General features: G+C 39.4%; 22 protein-coding genes. 16 read left to right on the top strand and 6 right to left on the bottom strand.

The window, feature by feature from the left end; all coding sequences use genetic code 11:
* Window positions 1–190: 190 nt before the first annotated feature.
* From GPDM_RS08580 to GPDM_RS08570, 3 genes are all read left to right on the top strand, one after another.
* The gene (locus GPDM_RS08580) at window positions 191–1,891 is read left to right on the top strand and encodes a phospho-sugar mutase (RefSeq protein ID WP_008430663.1); all 1,701 of its coding nucleotides are present in this window, start codon (window positions 191–193) and stop codon (window positions 1,889–1,891) included.
* A gap of 476 nt (window positions 1,892–2,367) precedes the next feature.
* Window positions 2,368–3,417, top strand: coding sequence for a GAF domain-containing sensor histidine kinase (locus tag GPDM_RS08575; protein ID WP_237704149.1), 1,050 nt, complete (start codon window positions 2,368–2,370; stop codon window positions 3,415–3,417).
* 16 nt (window positions 3,418–3,433) lie between these two features.
* Window positions 3,434–4,075, top strand: a complete 642-nt coding sequence (locus GPDM_RS08570) for a response regulator (RefSeq protein ID WP_008430661.1) — start codon at window positions 3,434–3,436, stop codon at window positions 4,073–4,075.
* 35 nt (window positions 4,076–4,110) lie between these two features.
* On the opposite strand, the gene rsgA is transcribed toward GPDM_RS08570, so the two are convergent.
* Window positions 4,111–5,166, bottom strand: a complete 1,056-nt coding sequence (gene rsgA, locus GPDM_RS08565; protein WP_008430660.1) for a ribosome small subunit-dependent GTPase A — start codon at window positions 5,164–5,166, stop codon at window positions 4,111–4,113.
* 343 nt (window positions 5,167–5,509) lie between these two features.
* Between rsgA and GPDM_RS08560 the strand changes: the two genes are divergently transcribed.
* The 3 genes from GPDM_RS08560 (at window position 5,510) to GPDM_RS08550 (ending at window position 9,083) form a co-directional block, all read left to right on the top strand.
* Entirely contained in the window at window positions 5,510–6,577 is a 1,068-nt protein-coding gene (locus GPDM_RS08560) for a phosphotransferase family protein (RefSeq protein WP_008430659.1), read from the top strand.
* A 120-nt stretch (window positions 6,578–6,697) separates the two neighbouring features.
* Window positions 6,698–7,990, top strand: coding sequence for a DUF2254 domain-containing protein (locus GPDM_RS08555; protein ID WP_008430658.1), 1,293 nt, complete (start codon window positions 6,698–6,700; stop codon window positions 7,988–7,990).
* A gap of 37 nt (window positions 7,991–8,027) precedes the next feature.
* Window positions 8,028–9,083 (top strand): mechanosensitive ion channel family protein, encoded by a 1,056-nt coding sequence (locus tag GPDM_RS08550; protein ID WP_008430656.1) that lies wholly within the window; start codon window positions 8,028–8,030, stop codon window positions 9,081–9,083.
* Window positions 9,084–9,122: 39 nt separating this feature from the next.
* Here GPDM_RS08550 and GPDM_RS08545 read toward each other — a convergent pair whose 3' ends face one another.
* Window positions 9,123–10,016: a cation diffusion facilitator family transporter gene (locus tag GPDM_RS08545; RefSeq protein ID WP_008430655.1), complete on the bottom strand. Its 894-nt coding sequence runs from the start codon at window positions 10,014–10,016 to the stop codon at window positions 9,123–9,125.
* Between the two features lie 335 nt (window positions 10,017–10,351).
* Between GPDM_RS08545 and chrA the strand changes: the two genes are divergently transcribed.
* Genes chrA through kynB form a run of 3 tightly spaced genes read left to right on the top strand, consistent with a single transcriptional unit; the run spans window position 10,352 to window position 13,419 of the window.
* A complete protein-coding gene (gene chrA, locus GPDM_RS08540) occupies window positions 10,352–11,524 on the top strand; it encodes a chromate efflux transporter (RefSeq protein ID WP_008430653.1) in 1,173 nt (390 codons plus the stop codon).
* 19 nt (window positions 11,525–11,543) lie between these two features.
* The gene (gene kynU / locus GPDM_RS08535) at window positions 11,544–12,794 is read left to right on the top strand and encodes a kynureninase (RefSeq protein ID WP_008430651.1); all 1,251 of its coding nucleotides are present in this window, start codon (window positions 11,544–11,546) and stop codon (window positions 12,792–12,794) included.
* Window positions 12,795–12,798: 4 nt separating this feature from the next.
* On the top strand, window positions 12,799–13,419 hold the full coding sequence (gene kynB, locus GPDM_RS08530) for an arylformamidase (protein WP_008430649.1): 621 nt from the start codon (window positions 12,799–12,801) through the stop codon (window positions 13,417–13,419).
* A gap of 69 nt (window positions 13,420–13,488) precedes the next feature.
* On the opposite strand, the gene GPDM_RS08525 is transcribed toward kynB, so the two are convergent.
* The gene (locus GPDM_RS08525; protein ID WP_008430648.1) at window positions 13,489–13,932 is read right to left on the bottom strand and encodes an arsenate-mycothiol transferase ArsC; all 444 of its coding nucleotides are present in this window, start codon (window positions 13,930–13,932) and stop codon (window positions 13,489–13,491) included.
* A gap of 160 nt (window positions 13,933–14,092) precedes the next feature.
* Window positions 14,093–14,611 carry a universal stress protein gene (locus GPDM_RS08520; protein ID WP_008430646.1) on the bottom strand — a complete coding sequence of 173 codons (519 nt, stop codon included), beginning with the start codon at window positions 14,609–14,611 and terminating at the stop codon, window positions 14,093–14,095.
* A gap of 404 nt (window positions 14,612–15,015) precedes the next feature.
* Between GPDM_RS08520 and GPDM_RS08515 the strand changes: the two genes are divergently transcribed.
* On the top strand, window positions 15,016–16,752 hold the full coding sequence (locus GPDM_RS08515) for an ABC transporter ATP-binding protein (RefSeq protein WP_008430645.1): 1,737 nt from the start codon (window positions 15,016–15,018) through the stop codon (window positions 16,750–16,752).
* Between the two features lie 2 nt (window positions 16,753–16,754).
* Window positions 16,755–18,509, top strand: coding sequence for an ABC transporter ATP-binding protein (locus GPDM_RS08510; RefSeq protein ID WP_008430644.1), 1,755 nt, complete (start codon window positions 16,755–16,757; stop codon window positions 18,507–18,509).
* 105 nt (window positions 18,510–18,614) lie between these two features.
* On the opposite strand, the gene GPDM_RS08505 is transcribed toward GPDM_RS08510, so the two are convergent.
* Window positions 18,615–18,818 (bottom strand): YheE family protein, encoded by a 204-nt coding sequence (locus tag GPDM_RS08505; RefSeq protein ID WP_008430643.1) that lies wholly within the window; start codon window positions 18,816–18,818, stop codon window positions 18,615–18,617.
* 108 nt (window positions 18,819–18,926) lie between these two features.
* Between GPDM_RS08505 and GPDM_RS08500 the strand changes: the two genes are divergently transcribed.
* From GPDM_RS08500 to GPDM_RS08490, 3 genes are all read left to right on the top strand, one after another.
* On the top strand, window positions 18,927–20,042 hold the full coding sequence (locus tag GPDM_RS08500; RefSeq protein WP_039863184.1) for a DUF445 domain-containing protein: 1,116 nt from the start codon (window positions 18,927–18,929) through the stop codon (window positions 20,040–20,042).
* A gap of 21 nt (window positions 20,043–20,063) precedes the next feature.
* Window positions 20,064–20,411 (top strand): YlbF family regulator, encoded by a 348-nt coding sequence (locus tag GPDM_RS08495; RefSeq protein ID WP_008430641.1) that lies wholly within the window; start codon window positions 20,064–20,066, stop codon window positions 20,409–20,411.
* A gap of 88 nt (window positions 20,412–20,499) precedes the next feature.
* Window positions 20,500–21,279: an enoyl-CoA hydratase gene (locus GPDM_RS08490; RefSeq protein WP_008430640.1), complete on the top strand. Its 780-nt coding sequence runs from the start codon at window positions 20,500–20,502 to the stop codon at window positions 21,277–21,279.
* Between the two features lie 39 nt (window positions 21,280–21,318).
* Here the strand turns inward: GPDM_RS08490 and GPDM_RS08485 are convergent, their stop codons facing one another.
* A complete protein-coding gene (locus GPDM_RS08485) occupies window positions 21,319–21,504 on the bottom strand; it encodes a YhzD family protein (RefSeq protein WP_008430638.1) in 186 nt (61 codons plus the stop codon).
* 127 nt (window positions 21,505–21,631) lie between these two features.
* Between GPDM_RS08485 and GPDM_RS08480 the strand changes: the two genes are divergently transcribed.
* Both GPDM_RS08480 and GPDM_RS08475 read left to right on the top strand, forming a co-directional pair.
* Window positions 21,632–22,522 carry an ABC transporter ATP-binding protein gene (locus GPDM_RS08480; RefSeq protein WP_008430635.1) on the top strand — a complete coding sequence of 297 codons (891 nt, stop codon included), beginning with the start codon at window positions 21,632–21,634 and terminating at the stop codon, window positions 22,520–22,522.
* Window position 22,523: 1 nt separating this feature from the next.
* Window positions 22,524–23,774: an ABC transporter permease gene (locus GPDM_RS08475; RefSeq protein ID WP_008430634.1), complete on the top strand. Its 1,251-nt coding sequence runs from the start codon at window positions 22,524–22,526 to the stop codon at window positions 23,772–23,774.
* Window positions 23,775–23,878 lie beyond the last annotated feature (104 nt).

Raw genomic sequence — 23,878 nt, 5'->3', positions numbered from 1 at the left:
TCCAAAAATGGGAGCGGTTTTTCTTTGCGGTATTTGGTAAACTAATGTTTATCTATAAAAAATGCTTTTATCCCTTATTTCAAATGCTTTGTGTTCTTTTTATGAAGGAAAGAGCATGTGGTTTGTAGAATGTTATTAATAGGTGAGGGTTAAAAGTAAAACTATTAACAATTTGAATGGAGGAATACATATGTCGTGGAAAGAACGTATTCAACGTTGGTTGGACCATACAGCACTTGATGAAGAAACGCGTCAATCTTTGAATGTTTTAAAAGAGGATGAAAAATCAGCAGAAGATGCCTTTTATCAGGATTTAGTTTTCGGAACAGGAGGCATGCGCGGCGAGATTGGACCCGGTACAAACCGGATGAACGTTTATACAGTTCGAAAAGCGTCGCAAGGAATTGCCGACTACATAAAAGAAAATGGAGAGTTAGCGATGTCTCGCGGCATGGTCATTGCCTATGACAGTCGCCGGATGTCTCCGGAGTTTGCCGAAGAAGCAGCACGTACATTTGCGGCAAACGGCATTCATACGTATTTATACAGTGGCCCAAGAACGACGCCGCAATTGTCATTTAGTGTTCGTTATTTAAACGCGTTTATGGGAATTGTTATTACGGCAAGTCACAATCCACCAGAGTACAATGGCTATAAAGTATATGGGGAAGATGGTGCTCAATTAAATCTTGAAGATGCGGATCGCGTAATTGATTATGTTGGTCGTGTTGAGGATGAATTGTCTATTGAAAACAATCAGTTCGATAACTCGTTACTCGTTCGAATTGATGAAAAAATGGATGAAGCTTATCTTAGCAATGCATTAACAGTACAAGAGCATTCCGCAAGCCCAATCCAAGCAGTCTTTACGCCGCTTCACGGAGCTTCTGGGGCAACGGTTAAGCGTCTACTCGACAAAGCAGGATATGATCAAATTACGTACGTTACTGAACAAATGCAACCAGACGGAGAATTCCCGACAGTTACTTCTCCGAACCCGGAAGAAGGATCTGCATTCGAACTAGCAAAAGAGTACGGTAAAAAATCAGGTGCTGATTTGTTAATTGCTGTCGACCCAGATGGAGACCGTGTCGGAATTGCTGTTTGGAGTGGTAGCCATTATGAATTATTAAGTGGCAACCAAACTGGCGCTATTTTAATCGAGTATTTATTGAGTCAAAAACAACAAAAAGGGACACTTCCAGAAAACGGTCGTATTTTTAAAACCATCGTTACGTCTGAATTTGGTCGCGTTGTCGCAGAATCTTACGGTGTAAGTTCTGAAGATGTGTTAACCGGCTTTAAATTTATCGGAGAAAAATTAAAGCATAACGATGAGAACCCGAAATTTGAGTTTTTATTCGGATATGAAGAAAGTTATGGCTACTTGATTCGCGATTTCGCACGCGACAAAGACGCTGTGCAATCGGTATTACTGCTTGTTGAAGCCGCAGCTTTCTACAAAAAGCAAGGCAAAAATCTGCATGACGTCTTAATCGAATTGTATAATAAATTTGGTTGGTACCGTGAATCGCTTGTGTCGATTACGAAAAAAGGCATCGATGGAGCACGTGAAATTGCGGCATTGCTCGAAAACTTACGCAAACAGCCAGTAGAAGCAATTGCTGGAATTCCAGTCGTTTCAATAGAAGATTACGAAACACAAAACCGTAGCTTTGTTAAATTAGGAACTAATGAAAAAATTGAATTACCGCAATCCAATGTCATCAAGTATTTCTTAGAAGATGGCTCATGGGTTTGTGTGCGACCAAGTGGTACGGAGCCGAAAGTGAAATATTACTTCGGAATTACTGCCGAAACGCAACAAGAAAGCGATGAAAAAATGGAGTTGCTAAAAGAATCATTTGTTGAAGAAGTAAATAATCGCTAGAGAGCTAAGTCCCCTTCATAAAGGGGGCTTTTATTTTCTTCGTTACATAGATATCTGTGTAGCTTACGTCTGTCGAATCTATATGGCTGCTTGCGCTTTTCTTTGTCTAGACTCCAGCGCCCAGCTCTTTGGGTCATAAGTCAGTCCGACTGTGCGGCAAAAGACGCCGCTTCGTCGGTCTGCCTTATGGCCGGCAGAGCTACACAGGCGCCTACGCTTTTCTTTGTCCAGGCTCCAGCAGCCAGATTCTAGGGGCATAAGCCACTCTGGCTGTGTGGCAAAGAACACCACTTCGCCAGTGCGTCTTATGCCCGTCGAATCTATACGGCTGCTTGCGCTTTTCTAAGACAAAAGTACGAGTGAGCTTTTTTGTGGTAACGTGTATGGTTAAATTAGGTTGAGCGAGGTGAACAGTTGTGGAAGAACCTTCAAATGTAACGCTATTAAAAGAAATTGCTGAATTGTTAAATGAAGAAATGGATATGTCTCGTATGCTTGATGGGGCTATAAGAAAATTACTAAGTGGCTCTACTTTTGAAACGGCTTGGATTTTCTTTATTAATGAAAAAGGAAAACATCAATTGGTAGCTCATGCAAATTTGCCGACAGCGTTGGAAGATAATGATTGTCGACATTTGCAAAAAGGTGGTTGTTGGTGCGTCAAACGTTATCACGATGGCGATCTTGAAAAGGCATCAAATATTATCGCGTGCCAACGAATTGAAAATGCCATGCCAGAAAATGCACGACAACAAGGCAATATCACACATCATGCGACAGTACCTTTGCAATCAGGAGAAGAAAAGTTCGGACTGTTAAATATTGCTGCACCAGATACGATCGGTTTTTCAAAAGACGAGCTGGCTTTGTTGGAGTCGGTCGCTTTTCAAATCGGTTCAGCGATCAAGCGAATTGGTTTAACAAAACAAGAGCAAGAATTAGCGCTTGTAAAAGAGCGTAACCGATTAGCGAGAGATCTTCATGACTCGGTCAATCAATTGTTGTTTTCTGTAACCTTGACTGCGCGTGGTGGAGTTGAAATGTCTGAAGATGTGGCTGTTCAGACTACGTTTCGCGACATTCAGCATTTAACGCAAGAAGCTTTAAATGAAATGAGGGCGTTGATTTGGCAATTACGTCCAAAAGGACTTGAGAGTGGGTTACTTGAGGCGATTAAAGGTTATGGGGAAATGCTCGGCATCACCGTTGAAACAAAAATGACGGGTGTGATTCAGTTGCCATCTCGTATTGAAGAAACTTTATTTCGAATAGCACAAGAGGCTTTAAACAATGTTCGGAAACACGCAGACGTCAATAAAGTCGAGTTGTATTTGTCAGTTACCCCAACGGATGTAATGTTGGTTTTAAAAGATGAAGGTCGTGGATTCGCTTTTGACCTAAGCGTAAACTTACCTTCTATCGGGATTCAAAGTATACAAGATCGAGCAAAAGCAGAAGGTGGAACAGCTGATTGGTCGAGTGAAATTGGCAAAGGAACAGAAATTTTAGTGCGGATCCCGTATTGATAGAGAGGTGCAGATTATGGTGAAAGTGTTGATTGCAGATGACCATCACGTCGTCAGAAGAGGGTTGCTATTCTTTTTAAAAACACAAAAAGATATAGAAGTAGTAGGGGAAGCTGTAAATGGGAAAGAAGCTGTGGAAATGGCAGCGACGCTTCAGCCGGATATTGTGTTAATGGATTTGGTTATGCCTGTCATGGATGGCATACAAGCAACGCGATTGATTAAAGAACAATTTCCGCATATCATCGTTTTGATGTTGACTAGTTTTTCTGATCAAGACCATGTAGTGCCAGCAATTGAAGCAGGCGCGGCAGGCTATCAATTAAAAGACATTGAGCCCGATGAATTGGTTGCTTCATTGCGCAGTTTGATGCGTGGTGAAAACACGCTTCATCCAAAAGCTTCATCAGAGCTACTTAAAGCGCCAGCTGAACCTGCTCCACATACCATTAACCAACTAACACCGAGAGAACAAGAGGTGTTAGCTGAATTGACAAAAGGCAAAAGCAACCGAGAAATCGCATCAGCTTTGTTTGTCACGGAAAAAACGGTCAAGACTCATATTTCCAATATCTTTATCAAACTAGCAGTTCAAGACCGCACACAAGCAGCGTTGTATGCGGTAAAGCACGGATTGACAGAAGTCGGAAGAAACTAAAAAGAGTGCAACGGGATTTTCCGTCGCACTCTTTTTTAACGCTTTTTCACCGGGCGTTTTCGGTAATCTTTAGTTAATTGCTTCCATTTGTTTCGTTCTGCTTTTTGGGCAGCGGCATCGCTTTTTCGCTCCATATGTGCAAGTTCGCGTTTGAGTTTTAAATAACTTTGGTAACGTGCGGCGTCCAATTCACCATTTTGAAGGGCTTCTTGAACGCGACAACCCGGTTCATCGTGGTGAGCACAATCGCGGAATCGACAAGAAGAAGCTAACTCTTCGACATCACTAAACCCTGATGCCACACCTTCTGAGTAATCACCTAGCTGAAATTCACGCATGCCCGGTGTATCAATCAATAACCCACCACTGGGCAACAAAACCATTTCCCGGTGAGTGGTTGTATGACGGCCTTTGCTATCGTCTTCTCGTATATCTTGTACCAGCATCTTATCGCTGCCGGATAAAGCGTTGATTAGCGAGGACTTTCCAACCCCGGAAGAACCAAGTAAAGCACCTGTTCTTGATCCTGCTAGTTGATTTTGTAATTCTTCAATGCCCTCGCCCGTAACAACAGAGACAGCAAAGACGGAAACTCCAAATGCTACACTTTCAACTTGTTGGATAAACGGATCGCTATCTACACATTGATCTTTTTTGGTTAATACAATAATTGGGTTTGCGCCCGAATCCCACGCTGCCACTAAATAGCGTTCCAAACGGCGAATATTAAAATCATCGTTTAATGACATGACTAAAAAGACTAAGTCAACGTTAACTGCAATCAACTGAATATCTGTTGTTTCGCCTGCGCCTTTTCTAGAAAACTGCGAAGTGCGAGAAAGGACTTGGTGAATAATGCCTTTTTCCTCTCCAGGCATTTGCTCAACGATGACCCAATCGCCAACGCATGGAAATTCGGTGCCGCTATGTTGATGTCTGTATTTTCCTGATAACGAACAAAGCCATTCGCCGTGATCTGTTACAACACGATATAAATTTTTATGTTCAAGAGTTACGCGGCCTGGTGTACCATTTACCGTTATTTTTTCTTGCCAGCTGTCGTTCCAGCCGTATTGTTCAATTTTCGTCAATGTTATTTCCTCCTAATTATGCAAAATAAAAAACCACGGATGCGCGCAATTCGCAGTCCATGGTCTCCGGGCATAATGGAAGAAGCGTATCGTTAGCGATACACAGAAGGAGACACTATAGACTGGAATTGCGTATTCAAAAATAAAATAGCCATAATGCCTCACCTCTTTCTTCAAGTTAAGTTAACGATAAATTAGTTTCCATTTTTCGTCAAGATAAAAATTAGATAATTGAAAAATAATTTACTTCAACTTGCATTCAAGAAATGACAACGCTAACATTAAGTAACTATTCCGATTATTTTAAGCAGCGATATCTACTGACATTAGAAGAGGTGAAAAAATGGAAGAGCAGCAAAATGGCATTATTTCTGTAAGAGCAGGAGAAGAACTTGATAAAGTCCGCCTTGAACAGTTTTTGCGAAAGGAAATAGTAGGGTTACCGAACAATCAGCTCAAAATTCGTCAATTTGGAACAGGACATTCGAATTTGACTTATGCGTTGGAAATAGGGGACTGGGAAGCCGTTCTTAGAAGACCGCCACGTGGACCTGTAGCACCTAAAGCGCATGACATGGAACGCGAATACAAAATTTTATCCGCTTTGCATCCGATTTTTACCACAGCTCCAAAACCTTTTGTGTTTTCAGATGATCTATCCATCGTGGGAAGTCCCTTTTTTGTGATGGAGAGACGACATGGCATTGTATTGGATAGTGATTTTCCTGAAGGGGTTGACCCTACGCCTGAACTTGGACGCATAATATCAGAAAAAATGGTCGACTTATTAGTTGAACTTCATTCGCTCGATTATATGAAAACGGGTTTAGCAGAAATGGCAAAACCTGAAGGCTTTATGCAACGGCAAGTTGAGGGTTGGATCGGTCGCTATGAACGTGCACAAACAGATCAACTAGAAGGTGTAGCTCAATTAACTGAATGGATGCGAAAGAATATCCCGGTTTCACAAGAACCGACAATTATCCATTATGATTTCAAACTAAATAATGCTTTATTTTCAGAAGACTTCTCAGAAATAACAGGATTGTTTGATTGGGAAATGACGACAGTTGGTGATCCATTAGCAGACTTGGGTGCTGCGATGAGTTATTGGATTCAGGCAGATGATCCTGAACTACTAAAAGAAGGCTTAGGAAAAGTGCCAGTCACAGTAATGGAAGGCTTTTACAGCCGAGAAGAATTTATCGCAAGCTACGGTAACAAAAGTGGAAGAGATGTATCGGATATGAATTTCTATTTGACCTTTGCTTATTTTAAGCTCGCAGTTATCGTTCAACAAATTTACTATCGTTATAAAAAAGGACAAACGCAAGATCCGCGGTTTATGCATTTTAATCACTATGTAAAAAGCTTAATACATCATGCTTTATCAATTGCTTTAAAGGGTTAAGTGATAGGAAAGCATAAAAATAGATAGGCAAAGGCGGATTAGCTATCCGTCCTTTTTGTTTGTCAAAAAGCTATCAAGGGAAAAGAAAAAGACAGCGACACACTAGAGAGGAGAATTTTTATGAAAGCATTTTCGCTTTGGCTAAAAGAAAAGTTATGGCTTACGCCAGCTATTTATATCGTTATGGCCATTTTGCTATCGATTACTTTTTTTTATATAGACTTATTATATGTGGAGAGAATGAAACCATTTATTCCTTCTATTCTTTTAACAAATGTTGATTTAGCGAAAACGATAATGGGGAGCTTATCAGGCGCCTTATTAACCATGACGACATTTACTTTTTCGACAATTCTAGTCGTCCTAACTATGTACTCATCTCAATTTTCTCCAAGAACATTAAAAAACTTTGTTCACGATAAAATTACATGGCGGGTTTTAGGAATTTTTCTTAGCGGGTTTATTTATAACACGTTGTCATTATTGTTTATGAGAGATGATTTATACGAAACTGACATTCTCTCTACTTTTGTAGGCATCGTCATCGCATTCTTTTGTCTTTCCACTTTCGCTTATTTTATCCACTATATTGCAACCAATGTGCAAGTCGGACAATTGGTCAACCAGTTGATTGCAGATGCAGAAGAAGCCATTTCCAAACTAAAAGATTTGCAGGAAGAAGAAGAGGCAACTACAGAAGAAACTGCTTGGCATCCAGTGGGTATTAAAGAGACCCATCAAGCTGACCAAGAAGGGTACATTCACTATATTTCTTTTGATCGATTAGTGGATTATGCACAAGAACAAGAACTTAAAATAGAAATTCTTGTGAATCCGGGTGACTATGTTTACGAAGGGAAAGAAATTTTCCATATTTACAAAACGAGTGAAGCGGAACTGTCTGTCGCTAAATTCTACTCGCTTGGCAATTCTAGAACTTCAGAGCAAGATTTAGATTTTGCGATTCAAAAAATGGTAGAAGTTGCGCTCCGTGCAATATCTCCAGGAATAAACGACCCAAATACAGCAAACGATATTATCATCCGTTTAGGAAGATTACTTGGCCAACTGGGCTGTTTAAAAACCGGCACGATTCTTTTAGGAAATAAGCACGTGCTGTATCGTTTTCCCTCATACAAAAAAGCGTTGTATAAAACCTTTTATCAATTATCGCATTACGGGAAAGAAGATATTTCAGTTTTGATCTCCATCTTGGAATCATTACAAGTAACTGCTGACGTAGTCCCTAATCGACACCATATAGAATTATGGGAAATTCATAGTTATGTTCTAGAAGGTGTAGACATTCAAGAGTTAAAGACATTAGATATTGAAAAACTGCAAGAGAAAGTGGATGTATTGGCTGTAGCTACAGGGCAGCACTCGTATAATTTACGTCTGGTGGAACAATAATATGTCTTAAAGCAATTAGCAGAAAAGGGGGGAGTCGATGCAGGAAAATCAGCTTTTTGAAGGAATTGGCTTTTTAAAAAATTTATCTATGTCTGAATTTCTCATGTTCTTTATATACTTAGCTATTATTCTTGTTGTGAAATTTATTGGGTTATTGCTATTGCGAAAGCTTGTTCCTTCTAAAGATTTCAAACTGCGCATTTATCCAGTAATTGAAGACATCTCAAATTGGCTGGTCTTATATGGCGGCATCCTATTCTTTGTGTTTTATTTTTCAAAAGAACAATGGTTAACTTCTGCTTTTTATGAAACAGAAGGCGTGGAAATATCCGTATTGCTAATTATTGTTGCTGTACTGATTGTGACTTTTGCAAACCGGATTACAAAAGCGCTTACTCGTTACGTTATGCCATTTGTTTATGAGCAGTTTGATGTCGATATTGGCATGAGCTATACGATTAATCGATTATTGTATTATTTAGTCATGTTTCTCGCTTTGGCTATTAGTTTTACAACGGTGGGGTTAGATTTAACAGCACTTGGTGTTGTGTTTAGCGTGCTTGGGATTGGGATTGGATTTGGTGTCCGTAATATTGCCGCCAACTTTGTCTCAGGCATTATTATTTTATTTGAACGGCCGATGGAAGTCGGAGAAATGGTAGAAATCGATGGCAAAATCGGACGCATTACCAAAATTAAGTTAAGGTCCACTGTGATAGAAACCTTGAAAGAAGGAACACTTGTTGTACCTAATCAATATTTTATCGAGCAGATTGTTAGAAATCGATCTAGCGCGCAATTATACGCTAGAGTTATGGTAAGTGTGCAATATGGTAGCGATACAAAAAAAATTGAGCAACTTCTTCAAGATTCCGCACTAAAAACGATAAATTTAATGGACGAACTGCCAGAGAAAAATATAGAAGTTCAGTTTGTTGATTTTCGAAATTCGGCTTTAGATTTTCAAGTAGAAGTACAAGTAGTAGATGTGGAGATGAAAGAAAATCTTGAAAGTCGAATTCGGCATGCAATTGCGGAAGCTTTTCTCCATAATAATGTAAAACTAGCTGAAGGAAACGATGAAGAATCGTAAAAGGCGATGGTAGCTACCATCGCCTTTTACGATTTTTATTTATTCTTCTTCATAGCTATCCATATATGAAGTGTCTGGCTCAATGTGGACGAGAATTACGCAGTTTGGTTTTACTTTTTGTATTTTCTTTTCAATTTCTTCCGTAATCCAATGACTTTCGATTACATTTAAATTTGGTGCAACGCTAACAGTTAAATCAATAAACATGACATTACCATGATTGCGTCCTTTAAAATCGCGTAATGTAATGACACCAGGTACTCGACGAACTAATACAGATAAAGTTTCGACTTCGTCTTCATCAAAACCATCCGTTAAAGTCATGACAGACTCTTTAAATATATCCAACGCAGTTTTTATTATAATTAATCCAATAATAAAGGCGGTGATAATATCTAATATTGGTGCTCCAAACACTGCGCCAAATATCCCGATACCAGCACCCAAACTAACGAGAGCATCGGAACGGTTGTCGTACGCTGCAGCACGAACAGCAGAGCTCTTAATTTCTTGGCTGAGTTTTAAGTTATAACGGTATACGCCATACATGATAATGGCGGAGAAAAAAGCAATCCATGCAGTAATTAATGAAGGTGCTTCAGCAATCGGTTCGAATATCGAACGAAATGCGTTGGTTAAAACTTGTAAGCCAATGACTGCCATAATAAAAGAAGCCAAAAGAGAGGCAATGGTTTCAGCACGCAAATGACCATAATGATGATTTTCATCGGGTGGCTTCTGAGAAATTCTAAGTCCGACTAATACGGCAATAGAAGCAAGAATATCGGTCAAGTTATTAAAACCATCCGCTTTTAATGCTTCGGAAGATCCCAAAAAACCAAAGGTTAGCTTAATAGAACTAAGAAATATATAAGCCCCAATGCTGATCCAAGCACCTTTTTCCCCTTTGCGTAAATTTGTATACAGGTCCATAATGTTTCCCACCTCCAAGTCACTGAAACAAAGTGAAACGACCCTCACATGAGGGTCGTTTCGCTATTATTATTTATAGTCACATTCTTTAAATATCATTTTTAAATATGGCAAATCATATATGTACCAACCAAACTTTATCTACATGTTCGCCAGGTAAAATAGCTTAATGGTGGAACAGTTGATCCTTTAATAGTATCAAGCTCTTTTCAAACCTTGTCAATACTGAAAATGTTTTCGAACTATTTGTTTAAGAATTTAACACAAATTTAATGTTCACACATATAAGTGAAAGGTTATGCTTAAAGAGAACAAACGATGTAAAGGAGAAACTTATGACTAAGAAAAACAACTACCTTGAAATTCTTAAAGCATCTACAAAATTAGGATTGACGTCTTTTGGTGGGCCAGCTGCTCATATCGGCTATTTTCGTGATGAGTATGTTACGAAAAGAAAGTGGCTAGACGATAAAGCTTACGCAGATATAGTGGCATTATGCCAATTCCTTCCGGGTCCTGCAAGTTCTCAAGTTGGAATCTCAATTGGTATGTTGCGCGGTGGAATATTCGGTGGCTTTTTGTCTTGGTTCGGATTTACGATGCCTTCGGTTATTTTATTAGCGTTATTCGCACTTATTGTCACTAATGGAAATTTTGATAGTGGCTGGATTCAGGGCTTGAAAATTGTTGCAGTTGCAGTTGTAGCACATGCTTTACTAGGAATGGGCAAAAATTTAGCGCCTGATCGTCCGCGTATTGCTATAGCAGTAGGAGCTGCAATTTTAATTTTGTTAATACCTGCTACTTGGGCACAAATCGGAGTAATTGTCCTAGCAGGTGTGCTTGGCTATGCAATTTATCGGAAAGAAGATGCACCTAAACCTGTAAAATTAGTATTAAGTTTTGGGAAGAAAACAGGGATAGCGGCTTGGGTAATTTTTGCAACACTACTAGTCGGCTTACCATTAGTTCGGCCATTTATTGAGTCTACTTCTTTTGCTATTTTTGATGTGTTTTATCGAGTAGGTTCAATCGTTTTCGGTGGAGGGCATGTAGTATTGCCGATGCTTGAGCGAGAAGTTGTTCCGCAATGGATGACGGCAGACGCTTTTATTGCGGGATATGGAGCTGCACAAGCCGTTCCAGGCCCTTTGTTTACATTAGCAGGTTATTTAGGTCAATTGATGAATGGCGGGTGGGGTGTTTTTATCGCAGTGATTGCCATGTTTTTGCCCTCATTTTTATTGGTTATTGGTACCTTGCCTTTTTGGAGTATGATTCGAACAGAATCAGGCGTCCAAGCGGCTTTAAAAGGGATCAATGCAAGTGTTGTGGGTATATTATTAGCAGCTTTATACGATCCTGTTTTCACGTCAGGAATCCGTGGTCCTGTCGACTTTGCAATTGCGATAACAGCCTTTACAATGTTAGTCTATTTTAAACTAGCTCCTTGGATTGTGGTTTTGGTAACGACTATTCTTGGTGTAATCACTTATGCGGTTTTATAACTAAAGGGGGATGGATTAAATGATAGGCAACGAGTTGGATCAACAAGATGTGCTAGCAGCTTACAAGCAAGAGTTTTTTGTAGAAAAAGATACGATTTATATGGATGGGAACTCTCTTGGTTTAATGTCTAAACGAGCTGAAGCAAAATTACATAGTTTAATGGATAGCTGGAAGACCTTCGGAATAGACGGCTGGACAGAAGGCGAGCATCCTTGGTTTACTTTAGCGGAAGACATGAGTGCGCGTATTGCACCTTTAGTTGGCGCAAAGGCTCATGAAGTAATGGTGACAGGGTCAATCACCTCTAATATTCATCAAATGTTATCAACTTTATTTCAACCAACGTCTGATCGTAAGGCAATTCTTGTCGATGAATTAAACTTTCCATCGGACATTTATGCGGTAGAAAGTCATCTTCGTCTGCGTGGACTCGATCCAGCTAAAGCACTGAAAAAAGTTGGCAGTCGAGATGGTTATACATTAAAACTAGAAGATATCCTCGAACAATTGACTGACGACGTGGCGGTATTGTTGTTGCCATCTGTTTTGTATCGAAGTGGACAGCTGTTACAAATTCGAGAAATTACAGAAGCCGCACATAAAAAAGGAATTTTAGTCGGTTTTGATTTGGCACATTCAATCGGCGCAATGCCGCATAATTTACATGACGATGGAGTCGATTTTGCTGTTTGGTGCCATTATAAATATATGAATTCTGGACCTGGTGGAACAGGTGGACTATATGTTCATGAACGTCATCATGATCTATTGCCAGGAAATGCAGGGTGGTTTGGTTCTGACAAAACGCGTCAATTTGATATGGATCATGAATTTTCAAAAGCACAAGGTGCAGGTGCTTATCAAATTGGTACACCACATATTTTCAGTATGGCGCCTTTACTTGGCAGTTTAGAGTTGTTCGAAGAAGCAGGAATTCAAAAAATCCGTGAAAAGTCACTTCAGCTGACAGCACTTTTAAGACAGCTTGTTAGCCAACAAATTCCTGAATTGACTGATGTTACGCCTGAACAAGACGATGCAAGAGGTGGACATATTGCTTTAGCGCATCCAGAAGCTGCAAGAATTTGTAAAGCCTTGAAAGAAGCAAAAATCATTCCTGATTTTCGTGCACCCAATATTATTCGATTAGCACCTATCGCATTTTACACTTCGTTTAGTGATGTAGAGCAAGTAGTTGCTAAACTTCAAGACATTATGGAAAATGAAACTTACAAAAACTTCAGCAATGAACGAAATGTGGTGGCGTAAGGTTATGACGAGAAAAATTATCGATATTTCTATGGAATTGAACGCTATGACTCCGGAATGGCCAGGAGATACGCCGTTTAGCTACGAGCTATCAGTAACAAAAGAACAAAGTGGCTCTGTTAATATTGGAAAGCTGCAAACAAGCACTCACATAGGTACACACATCGATGCTCCATTTCATTACAATGAGCAGGGGTTAAAGACGCATGAATTGCCACTAGATGTCTATTTAACGCAAGCGCAAGTAATGGATGTTAGTGGCTTAGAAAAAATTAATCTTTCAGACTTAAAACCGCTCGAAAAAAATGTTGAAGCAGTATTATTGAAAACGACTTCGTGGCAAGATCGGAACAAATTTCCTGATAAATGGCCCATCTTTGAGGAGTCGATTGCCAAATGGATGGCTGACAATGGGGTGAAATTGCTAGGGGTAGATGTACCGTCTGTAGATCCTGAAACGAGTAAAGATCTGCCCATGCATCAAGCTATGAATCAGCATCAACGTTTTATTTTAGAAGGCATTGTATTGGATGAAGTTTCTGAAGGTGTTTATCACTTAGTCGCATTGCCATTGAAAATTAGAGGTGGGGAAGGCAGTCCTGTGCGCGCCATTCTTCACACGTAAAATAACCAGAAATTATAAAGTGTTTTCAAAGACAAATAAAACCTTCACCTGTTTTTTCAGGTGAAGGTTTTATACGTAGTCAGCACGGAAATATGGTTCCATATTTTTTATATTCATCGCGATTTCATCACAAATCTCTTGATAAAGCGCCCATTGTTCTGTACTGTCGGTAGTCCGCAATTCGGGATTGCGGATATTCCAACGCAATAATTTTTGGCTAGGCAAATCCGATGGAATATCACCATCTTCAAATTCGCCATCGTGTAAAGCGATGATTAAATCCGCTTCTCCTACTTCTTGTGGGTTGTAAGAACGTGCTTCAACTGAAGGTAAATCCAAAATGATTTCTTTCATAATCTCTAAAGGCATCTCGTTAAAGTCAGGTTGAGAACCTTGTGTCCATGCAGCACTACGTATTTCCCAATCAGGGAGCATTAGCCGATTGGCCCAAATTTCAGCCATTAACCCACGATGTTGATGAGGAGAGATAAAATATACTGTTTGTCTTGACATGGGAAACCCCTTCTTCCTATAGAACAAACCGTTTCTTCTGTTAGTAATGTTTACCCACTAACATGAAAATAAAACTATTAAATTTATGACAAAATAGTGAATTTGATGCAATAACTGCAGAATCCGGATTTGTGAACTTTAGCTCACAAATCCGGATTCTTTATTTCACAACTAATATGGAACATGAAGAATCTTGGATTAATTTTTTACTAACTGATCCAACAAAGAATTTTTGCAAACCTGATTTGCCACTGTTGCCGATAATCAGCAAATCGATATTTTGCTCTTCGATAAAAGCTGTAATTGTTTTAGCTGCATTTCCTTCTAGTGCAAGGACAGAAGCTTTGGTGTCATGCGTATCTAGCTGTCGTTGAATAGATTGCTGAATATGCTTCGAGTATTCAGCTGCTCCGTCGTCATAATCTTTTTCGTGAGAAATTCTTTCGTCACCAATCCCATAAGGCATATACTGTGCATAATTGCTATCGACATTCGCAGATACTACAGGAGCCGAAGCAGTTCCTGCATCCATATAGCCAACACTTTCCCGATAATCTTCGTTTACGTAGATTACCGAAAGTTTAGCATTGGGCAATACGTTAACTAGTTCAATTGCTTTTTCAAATGCCATTCGACTCCCATCGGAGCCATCATAAGCCATTGCGATATTCGTATACATATCTCTCACCTCGCCTTATTACTCTTATTTGTAAATTACCCTTCACTACTTAAATGAAACCTCTGTTAGTTTCAGGAAAAAATTTTCGAAAAAAGTTGACAATTCAAAAAAGTTTTTGCTATTCTAGAATTAACTAATAAAAGGGAATGGAGGTAATGATGATGAAAAAAATGGAAATGAACATTCAATTCAATTTAATATCAACATCAGACCTTCCTATAGTTTTTCTCTGACTTTATTTCGAGAATAGAATTATTCAGGACAAGTCTGTAAAACTGTCCTGTTTCCATGAGCGCGCGCCCATAAACTAGGCGTGCGCTTTTTTGTGTTTGTTCTCAAAAGAAATTTAGTCAGCAATAGGAAATTGTAAATAGGGATTGGGTATTAGAAAGTGGGCGGAAAAAATGTTTGACGTGTTATGGAAATTAAAATGGTTTTTTAAAGAAAATTGGCTGCGTTATACGACAGCGATTGGCTTATTATTTGTTGCAAATATTTTAGAGATTATTCCCCCTTGGCTTATCGGCAAGGCGATTGACTCAATTGCACAAGGTCAATTAACTTCGTCATTAATGTGGCAGTATGTAGTAGTTCTATTTATAGCGCTTGTATTGGCTTATTTAATAAACTTTGTGTGGCAGTATCAATTATTTGGAGGTGCCTATGTAATCGAGCGTCAACTTCGTTCGAGTTTGATGGGGCAATTTTTGAAAATGTCGCCAACTTTTTATGAAAAAAATCGGACCGGCGATTTGATGGCGCGATCAACAAATGATTTAAAGGCAATTTCAGAAACTGCTGGATTTGGTATTTTAACGTTAATCGATTCGACTTTGTATATGGCGACAATTATTGTCGCGATGGGAGTTCTGGTTTCTTGGGAGCTGACTTTCTTTGCGATGTTGCCATTGCCAATATTGGCTATCATCGTTCAAGTCTTGGGAAAGAAAATTCATGGACGCTATATGGAAGCGCAGGAAGTATTCGGCGATTTAAATGATAGCGTATTAGAGTCAGTAGGTGGCGTGCGAGTGATTCGGGCGTACGTGCAAGAGCGGGCTTCCGAAAAAACTTTCGCTGAAATGACTGAAGATGTTTATGAAAAAAACATGGCTGTCGAACGAATAGATGCACTGTTTGCGCCGGTAACAAAAGTACTTACATCGATTAGTTATATGATTGGACTTGGTTATGGTGCATTTTTAGTTGCAGAAGGCAAAATGACATTGGGAGATTTAGTTGCTTTTAATGTCTATTTAGGAATGATTGTGTGGCCAATGTTTGCCATTGGAGAAATGATCAACATTTTGCAACGGGGCAACGCATCGTTAGATCGTGTTAATAAAACTTTGGATTACCCAGAAGATGTGACAGATCCTGAAAAGCCGATTGTGGCTGGGAAAATTGAGAGAATTGGCTTTAAAGATTTTAGTTTTACTTATCCACAATCGAGTTCAATTAACCTTCAAGGCATTAACTTATCGATGAATAGTGGCCAAACTTTAGGGGTTGTTGGCAAAACCGGTAGCGGAAAAACCACTTTTATTAAACAATTGATGAGAGAATATCCGACGGGGAATGGATCAATTTTAATAAATGGCATCGAATTAAAAAAACTAACTAAAGATCAATTGCGCAGTTGGATTGGCTATGTACCACAAGACCATGTGTTATTTTCACGGACCATTCGAGAAAATATTTTGTTTGGTAAATCAACTGCAAGTGAAGAAGAGTTAATAGAAGCGCTTCGCTTGTCTTATTTTGAAAAAGATTTGGCTTTATTGCCAAATGGACTAGACACACTAGTTGGTGAAAAAGGAGTGGCATTATCCGGAGGTCAAAAACAACGTATTTCAATTGCGCGCGCCTTGATCAAAAATCCTGAAATTTTAATATTGGATGATTCTCTATCTGCAGTGGATGCAAAAACAGAAGCTCAGATTATTAAAAACATTCAAGATGAGCGTTCAGGAAAAACAACCATTATTACGACGCATCGACTGTCTGCGGTCAAACAGGCCGATTGGATTGTCGTATTAGATGAGGGCGAAATTATAGAAGAAGGAACTCATGATGATTTGCTAGAAAAAAACGGCTGGTACAATGAACAATTCCTCCGTCAGCAAATCGAGGAGGTGTAAGCATGGGAACAGGAAAACGATTATTACACTATGCACTGAATTTTAAAGAAGTTTTAATAACGGGGTTAATCATGTTAGCTATCGCAGTGGCTGCAGATTTAGCGGCACCATTAATCGCTAAAGAGATTATTGATAATCACATAGCGGTTTCAGGTGGGGCTGTAGATTTTGAGCCAATCGCTTATTTATTAACTTTGTTCTTTGTACTGGCGATTGTAACAGCGGTTTTTCGGTATTGGCAATCGGTTTTCTTACAAAAAGGAGCCAATCGAATTATCCGCAAAATGCGAAACGATGTTTACGAGCACACGCAAACTTTGCCCATTCGCTATTTTGATAATTTACCGGCAGGCAAAGTAGTCGCACGCATTACAAACGATACAGAAGCAATCCGTGATTTGTTTGTTACAGTGTTGTCTCAGTTTGCTACAAGTTTTATGTATATGGGCGGTATTTTTATTGCCTTGTTTTACCTCGATTGGAAAATGGCTGCTATGACACTTGTGCTAATTCCGCTGTTATACATTTGGATGTTGGTTTACCGAAAGTATGCAGCTCGCTACAATCATATTGTACGTGAGAAAGTTAGTGAAATGAATGCCATGATTAATGAGTCGATACAAGGGATGACGATTATTCAAGCATTTCGACGAGAACGCAAAATGAAAGATGAGTTTGAACAATTAAATGAGGAGCATTATAAATACCAGAAAAAATTACTGATTCTTGAAGGAGCTGCCTCTTATAATTTAGTTGGTGTGCTTCGTTCGATGACGTTCATTCTATTTGTTTGGTATTTTGGCAGCGCCTCTATATCAGGGGGCACAATTATTACAGTAGGGGTGTTATATGCGTTTATCGACTACATTATTCGCTTGTTTAATCCTATAAGTGGGATCGTCAATCAATTTGGCCGGTTAGAGCAAGCGTTAGTAGCTGCAGAAAGAGTATTCCGTTTGCTTGACCAAGAAGGAGAAGCAGTAGTCGATAAGAAAATAGCGCGCTATCAAGGCAATGTTCGTTTTGAAAAAGTTTGGTTTGCTTATAAGGAGAAAGAATATGTCTTAAAGGATATTTCCTTTTCAGCAAAACAAGGAGAAACAGTGGCGTTGGTTGGCCATACAGGTTCAGGAAAAAGCTCCATCATGAACTTACTGTTTCGCTTTTATGATGTTTCAAAAGGAGCGATTACTATTGATGGCGTCAATATCAATGATATGCCGAGACAATCAGTGAGAGAACACATGGGAATTGTGTTGCAAGATCCATATTTGTTTAGTGGAACGATTGAGTCGAATATTACATTAGGTGATGAGCGAATTACGAGAGACATGGTAATTGATGCATTGTCTGCAGTAGGAGGCGAGCGTGTATTAAATCATTTGCCAAACGGAATTGATGAACCGGTTGTTGAAAAAGGAAGCACGTTGTCTTCGGGGCAACGCCAATTAGTGTCGTTTGCACGAGCATTAGCGTTTGACCCGGCAATTTTGATATTGGATGAAGCCACTTCTAATATTGATACAGAGACAGAAGAGATTATCCAACACGCCATGGACGTGTTGAAAAAAGGCCGAACAACATTTATCATTGCCCATCGTTTGTCCACGATTAAAAATGCTGACCGTATACTAGTGTTAGAAAAAGGCGAAATAGCCGAAGCAGGCAGTCACGAAGAATTGATGAAGCTTGGCGGTATCTATTATCAGATGTACAAAATTCAATCAGGAATGTCCCAAACCCAAACTATTGGGTAAAGGACATTCCTTTTTTCTAGTGAAAGAAGCTATCGCTGTTAAATTGAGCGAGCCTTCCTTATAATTAGAAGAGCGTAAAAAAAAGCACTGGAACATTCCAGCGCTTTAATCGTATACATGATAGAGCATAAGCTCGTGAATCATTGTTTTAATGGTTTCTTCATCTTGAGGAGTCTTTGACTTCCAAACGATGCTGCCATCGGGATGGTATTCTCCTGTTATGCGTTCGTTTTTATAAAAGAAGGAAATGTCCCACCCTGGTAGTTGATCATTTTCAAACATCGGCTTAAATTTAAAATGCTGAAGCATGTAGATCCTCCTTTGCGTTCTCCTTTCATTATAGGGGAATATACGGAATACACAAAGCAGAAAAAGAAATGAGTGACAAAAGTGAATATACTAGTGACCTTAATCTTTATGGCAATCGTCGGGGCGTTAATTGGTGGTGTGACCAATCACTTGGCAATTAAAATGCTCTTTTGGCCGTATGAACCCAAGTATATTGGGAAATGGCGCGTGCCATTAACACCTGGACTTATACCAAAACGGCGCGATGAATTATCCCGTCAACTTGGTCGAACGGTTGTCGAGCATTTACTAACACCGGATACATTTAAAAAACGGTTTTTTAATCAGGAAATGCGCTCAAAATCCGAAAAATGGATCAACCGTCAGTTAAACAAGCATTTGTTTGACTCACCGAAAACATTTAATGATTGGTTGCAAGCAGCTGGTCAAACAGGAATGGACGCGAAAATTGAAGCAAAACTAGATGAATTAGTTGACCTTCAAAAAGAAGCTTTACAACAATATATTGCTGGAAAAACAATCCGTGAATTGATGCCAGACAACTGGAAAGCTGAAGCGGAGACAAAATTGTTTGAAGGGGTGCAATATGCGTTAGACCAAGGAATCGACTATTTTGAATCCTCACATGGCAGACAAACGATTAAGTCATTACTGGATGAATTTTTGGAATCACGTGGTCGATTTGGTCATATGCTGCATTCTTTGCTCGGCGAATCAAGACCTTTAGTCGACCGTATTCAACCTGAAATCATTAAGTTTCTTAACTCTCCAAAAACCTTTGAACTAGTTGGGACTTTAGCTTATAGCGAATGGGATAAAGTTCAAGACCGTAGAGTGGATGAACTGTTAAAAGAGTTTGATTTTGATACCGCAATGGGATCAGTAAAACAATATGTTCGTGAAAAAGCAGCAATTTCTACACGTTTAAACACAACACTTGCAGAGACTTGGCCTGGAGGGTTAGAATGGACAAGTGTCAATATTACGCCCCTTGTAATAGACTTTGTCTTTGAGCAGGGAGAGCATAAACTGGAAGAAACCATATTGAAAATTGATATGGAAGGTATGGTAAAAGAGCAAGTCGATTCTCTGCCGCTCAGTCGCCTAGAAGAATTGGTGCTTGGGATTTCACGGAGAGAATTTAAAATGATTACCGTATTGGGCGCATTTCTCGGAGGCTTTATTGGCGTCTTCCAAGGAATCATCGTCATGATACTAAACTAAAATTAGAGGAGATGGATGAACATGGCAGTAAACATTTATGACGACATTAACAAATTGGAAAGCACATTCCGTTCAACAGACGAGTTTAAAAAATTAGAGGAAGCTGTTGCACAAGTAACTGCTGACCAACAAGCAAACGAATTGTTCAAGACTTTCCGTGATTTGCAAATCACACTTCAGCAAAAACAAACACAAGGTGAAGAAATCACTGAAGAAGAAATGATGAACGCACAAAGTACAGCACAAGAAGCTCAACAAAACGAAAAAATTCTTGCAATGCTAGAAGCTGAAATGGGCTTAAGCCAAATGATCGAAGAAGTTAACCGTGTTTTGATCAAGCCTGTACAATCTTTATACGAAAGCATGTAATTTTACAAAAATAAAGGAATAATGAAGAGAGGCACCGAATACGTAAAGGTGAATGACAATTCATCTTTATGAAGGGGTGTCTCTTTTTATGTTTGAAACAATCGAATTAACAAAACGTGGACGAATCGGTCAATTGGTTTTAAATCGTCCAGACTCAATGAACGCCATGAATGGGAAAATGATGAAAGAGCTGGCGGATTGCTTTGAATCGTTGCAGCAAGATAGTACGGTACAAGTTCTAATCATTAGAGGCGAAGGAAGAGCGTTTTCAGCTGGTGGGGACATTAAAGAAATGATGGATCCGGATAACCCAATGGATATTGATGTGGTGATGAAAGATGTTAGTCGTTTGGCGAAAGCTTTATATACCTTGCCTCAAATAACGATTGCTGTCATTCATGGTGCGTCAGCTGGCCTTGCTTTTAGTATGGCATTAGCATGCGATTATGTAATAGCTGAAGAGAATAGCAAATTAGCCATGAACTTTATCGGCATTGGCCTAGTACCAGATGGTGGAGGACATTTCTTTATGAAAGAACGTGTCGGCGTAGCAAAAGCGAAACAAATCATTTGGGCTGGCCAAACCTTAAAAGCGCACGATGCACTTTCAAAAGGCTTGATCGAAGAAGTGACAGCAGAAGGACGTGGAATTGAGCATGCAGAGATATACGCTGCAGTCGCAATTGCATCTCCACTCAAAGCCAAATTGGCAACGAAACATATTCTACATCAAACAAAAGTCGATGAACTAGTGCAAGTGTTAGAAATGGAAGCAGCTGCACAGTCAGCAATGCGTAAGTCAGCAGACCATTTAGAAGGCATTCAAGCTTTTGTGGAAAAAAGAAAACCTGAGTTTAAAGGTCATTAAAAAGCATGGCGGAAAAATTCCGCCATGCTTTTTACATGTTTATGAATGAAAAAGAAGAAGTTTGCCAGCAGGTGATGCTAAGCGGTGAGTGAGAGTAATCATCTCTTTTTCTTCTAGCATCGCCTGTCCTTTACCGCGTGCTTCTTCATCGGTTTCAGCAGTAAATGTTTCGTCTAATAGTTGTTTGCCTGTTTTTTCGAATACAGTCAGTTTGTAAGTTCTCAATTCAAATCAATCCTTTCTGAATGTATATTCATTTCAAGTATAAAGGGTTTCGTTTAAAAAGTCCTGTAATTATTGAAACATTTTGGCAGTTGTTTCGTAGTAAATAGAAAGAAAGGAGCGAACAGAAATGACTTTGCAGGTTGAAAATGTTACAAAAAAGTTTGGAGATTTCACAGCAGTGGACAATCTTTCGCTGTCGATAGAACAAGGCGGAATGCACGGATTTCTTGGAGCGAACGGAGCTGGGAAAACGACAACATTCCGAATGATTTTAGGGTTATTGGATCCGACCCAAGGGTCTGTCCGTTGGAAAGGAAACCCCATTACATATGCGAGTAGTCCAGAAATAGGATATTTACCAGAAGAACGTGGACTTTATCCCAAAATGAAAGTAGAAGAGCAACTAGTTTATTTAGCGCAACTGCGCAAAATGTCTAAAGGAGATGCGAAACGTGAAGCTGCTGCTTGGTTAGAGCGTTTTGAGGTACCGCATTATGGACAGAAAAAAGTAGAGGAATTGTCAAAAGGCAATCAGCAAAAAATCCAATTGATCGCATCACTCCTACACAAACCATCCTTATTAATATTGGATGAACCGTTTTCAGGGTTAGATCCAGTCAACGTCGAAATGTTGAAAAAAGCGATATTGGACTTTCAAAAGCAAGGAGCCACCATTGTTTTTTCTAGCCATCGTATGGACCATGTCGAAGAATTATGTGATGACATGAGCATTTTAGATCGTGGGAAAATAGTGGTTGGTGGATCGATAAAAAAAGTAAAACGTTCATTTGGCAAACAAAATGTTCGATTAAATATGGATGCGGATCTTAGTCATTTATGTAAAATAGCTGGAGTCGACAACTTTACAAAAACGAAAGATGGAGCTCTGTTTCAAATTACCGATGAACAGGTTGCGCAAGTATTATTGACTGAAGCGATGAAACTCGGTACACTTCGCCATTTTGCAGTAGAAGAACCTTCGTTAGAAGAAATTTTCATCGCAAAGGTGGGGAAATAACATGCATAGTTTTTGGATTATTTTCAAACAAGCATTTATAACTAAAGCTAGAACAAAATCCTTTCTTATAACGACGGGTGTCGTTGTTGCGGCCTTTTTCTTGTTAGCGAATATATCGAACATCATCGCTATTTTCGATGGCGACGAAAATGAAGAAAACACTTTGCATGTCGTAAGTGAAACTCCAGTTTTGCTGGAAAATTTACAAGCGCAATTGGCATTGATGAATAGTGAAATCGAAGCTGTACCCACTCCCTTAACCGAAGCAGAATTGCAAGAAAGTATTACAGAAGGCACCATTGATGATTACTTGGTGTTAATGCTAGATGGGCAATTGACAGCACGTTACGTTTCCGAGTCTGCCAATGAAATGGGCGGAGGGGCTGAAATTGAAAATGCAGTCCAAGCAATACATACTGCTATGACTGCTGAATCACTCGGCTTAGACGATAACCAAGTGGGTCAATTGTTTATGCCTGTTGAATTTGAACGCCAAGCGGTCTCTGAATCTTCTAAATCACAAGAAGAACTGAGTCAGGCTAGAGGGCTTGTTTATGTATTGATTATGTTGATTTATGTCGCCGTTATTTATTACCCAAATATGATTGCCATGGAAGTCGCAACAGAAAAATCATCGCGTGTTATGGAAATTTTAATCTCGAGTGTGTCACCTGTTAAGCACATGTTTGCCAAAATTGCAGGCATCGGCAGTCTTGGTATTTTGCAAATGGGGATTTTCGGGATGGCGGGTTATTTTGCCATCCAATCAGCCGGTACAGATTTGACTGAAGGGGTATTTAGCGTCATGGGCTTTTCAGAAGTGAAAATCAGTACATTCTTGTTTGCAATACTCTTTTTCCTACTCGGGTATTTTCTTTATGCGGTACTTGCCGCATTGCTTGGATCGTTGGTTAGTCGAACAGAAGATGTACAGCAGCTCATGTTGCCTATGATGATTTTAATTATTATCGGATCGTTAATTGCATTTTCAGGTATTTCAGTGCCAGAAGCTAGTTATGTCACCATCTCATCCTACATTCCGTTTTTTGCCCCGCTAGTTATGTTTTTACGCGTTGGTATGCTCGACTTGCCAATATGGGAGCCGTTGTTATCAATTGGAATCATGTTGTTAACCATTGGTATTCTTGGTTGGTTTGGTGCACGCGTTTACCGGGGAGGCGTTTTAATGTATGGTTCTTCACAATCGCTAAAAGATATTCGAAAAGCCATTCATTTAGGCAATAAAAAATAAAATAGTGGATTGAGCTATTCGGCTGTTTGCGGGAAACTTTCTGCAAACAGTTTTTTAAATAACTCGGTCATGTTAAAATAAGAACAAATATTCGGTAGTTAAAA

This window comes from Planococcus donghaensis MPA1U2 (assembly GCF_000189395.1).
In the GTDB taxonomy this organism is placed as follows: Bacteria; Bacillota; Bacilli; order Bacillales_A; family Planococcaceae; genus Planococcus; species Planococcus donghaensis_B.
The sequence above is the reverse complement of the archived record's forward strand: the minus strand, read 5'-3'. Positions and strand labels throughout refer to the sequence as shown.

Excerpts from the sequence above, each read along its gene's own strand:
- GPDM_RS08580 (WP_008430663.1), top strand. The coding sequence starts at position 191 with ATGTCGTGGAAAGAACGTATTCAACGTTGGTTGGACCATACAGCACTT.
- GPDM_RS08575 (WP_237704149.1), top strand. The coding sequence starts at position 2,368 with ATGGATATGTCTCGTATGCTTGATGGGGCTATAAGAAAATTACTAAGT.
- GPDM_RS08570 (WP_008430661.1), top strand. The coding sequence starts at position 3,434 with ATGGTGAAAGTGTTGATTGCAGATGACCATCACGTCGTCAGAAGAGGG.
- GPDM_RS08560 (WP_008430659.1), top strand. The coding sequence starts at position 5,510 with ATGGAAGAGCAGCAAAATGGCATTATTTCTGTAAGAGCAGGAGAAGAA.
- GPDM_RS08555 (WP_008430658.1), top strand. The coding sequence starts at position 6,698 with ATGAAAGCATTTTCGCTTTGGCTAAAAGAAAAGTTATGGCTTACGCCA.
- GPDM_RS08550 (WP_008430656.1), top strand. The coding sequence starts at position 8,028 with ATGCAGGAAAATCAGCTTTTTGAAGGAATTGGCTTTTTAAAAAATTTA.
- GPDM_RS08545 (WP_008430655.1), bottom strand. The coding sequence starts at position 10,016 with ATGGACCTGTATACAAATTTACGCAAAGGGGAAAAAGGTGCTTGGATC.
- chrA (WP_008430653.1), top strand. The coding sequence starts at position 10,352 with ATGACTAAGAAAAACAACTACCTTGAAATTCTTAAAGCATCTACAAAA.
- kynU (WP_008430651.1), top strand. The coding sequence starts at position 11,544 with ATGATAGGCAACGAGTTGGATCAACAAGATGTGCTAGCAGCTTACAAG.
- kynB (WP_008430649.1), top strand. The coding sequence starts at position 12,799 with ATGACGAGAAAAATTATCGATATTTCTATGGAATTGAACGCTATGACT.
- GPDM_RS08525 (WP_008430648.1), bottom strand. The coding sequence starts at position 13,932 with ATGTCAAGACAAACAGTATATTTTATCTCTCCTCATCAACATCGTGGG.
- GPDM_RS08520 (WP_008430646.1), bottom strand. The coding sequence starts at position 14,611 with ATGTATACGAATATCGCAATGGCTTATGATGGCTCCGATGGGAGTCGA.
- GPDM_RS08515 (WP_008430645.1), top strand. The coding sequence starts at position 15,016 with ATGTTTGACGTGTTATGGAAATTAAAATGGTTTTTTAAAGAAAATTGG.
- GPDM_RS08510 (WP_008430644.1), top strand. The coding sequence starts at position 16,755 with ATGGGAACAGGAAAACGATTATTACACTATGCACTGAATTTTAAAGAA.
- GPDM_RS08505 (WP_008430643.1), bottom strand. The coding sequence starts at position 18,818 with ATGCTTCAGCATTTTAAATTTAAGCCGATGTTTGAAAATGATCAACTA.
- GPDM_RS08500 (WP_039863184.1), top strand. The coding sequence starts at position 18,927 with ATGGCAATCGTCGGGGCGTTAATTGGTGGTGTGACCAATCACTTGGCA.
- GPDM_RS08495 (WP_008430641.1), top strand. The coding sequence starts at position 20,064 with ATGGCAGTAAACATTTATGACGACATTAACAAATTGGAAAGCACATTC.
- GPDM_RS08490 (WP_008430640.1), top strand. The coding sequence starts at position 20,500 with ATGTTTGAAACAATCGAATTAACAAAACGTGGACGAATCGGTCAATTG.
- GPDM_RS08480 (WP_008430635.1), top strand. The coding sequence starts at position 21,632 with ATGACTTTGCAGGTTGAAAATGTTACAAAAAAGTTTGGAGATTTCACA.
- GPDM_RS08475 (WP_008430634.1), top strand. The coding sequence starts at position 22,524 with ATGCATAGTTTTTGGATTATTTTCAAACAAGCATTTATAACTAAAGCT.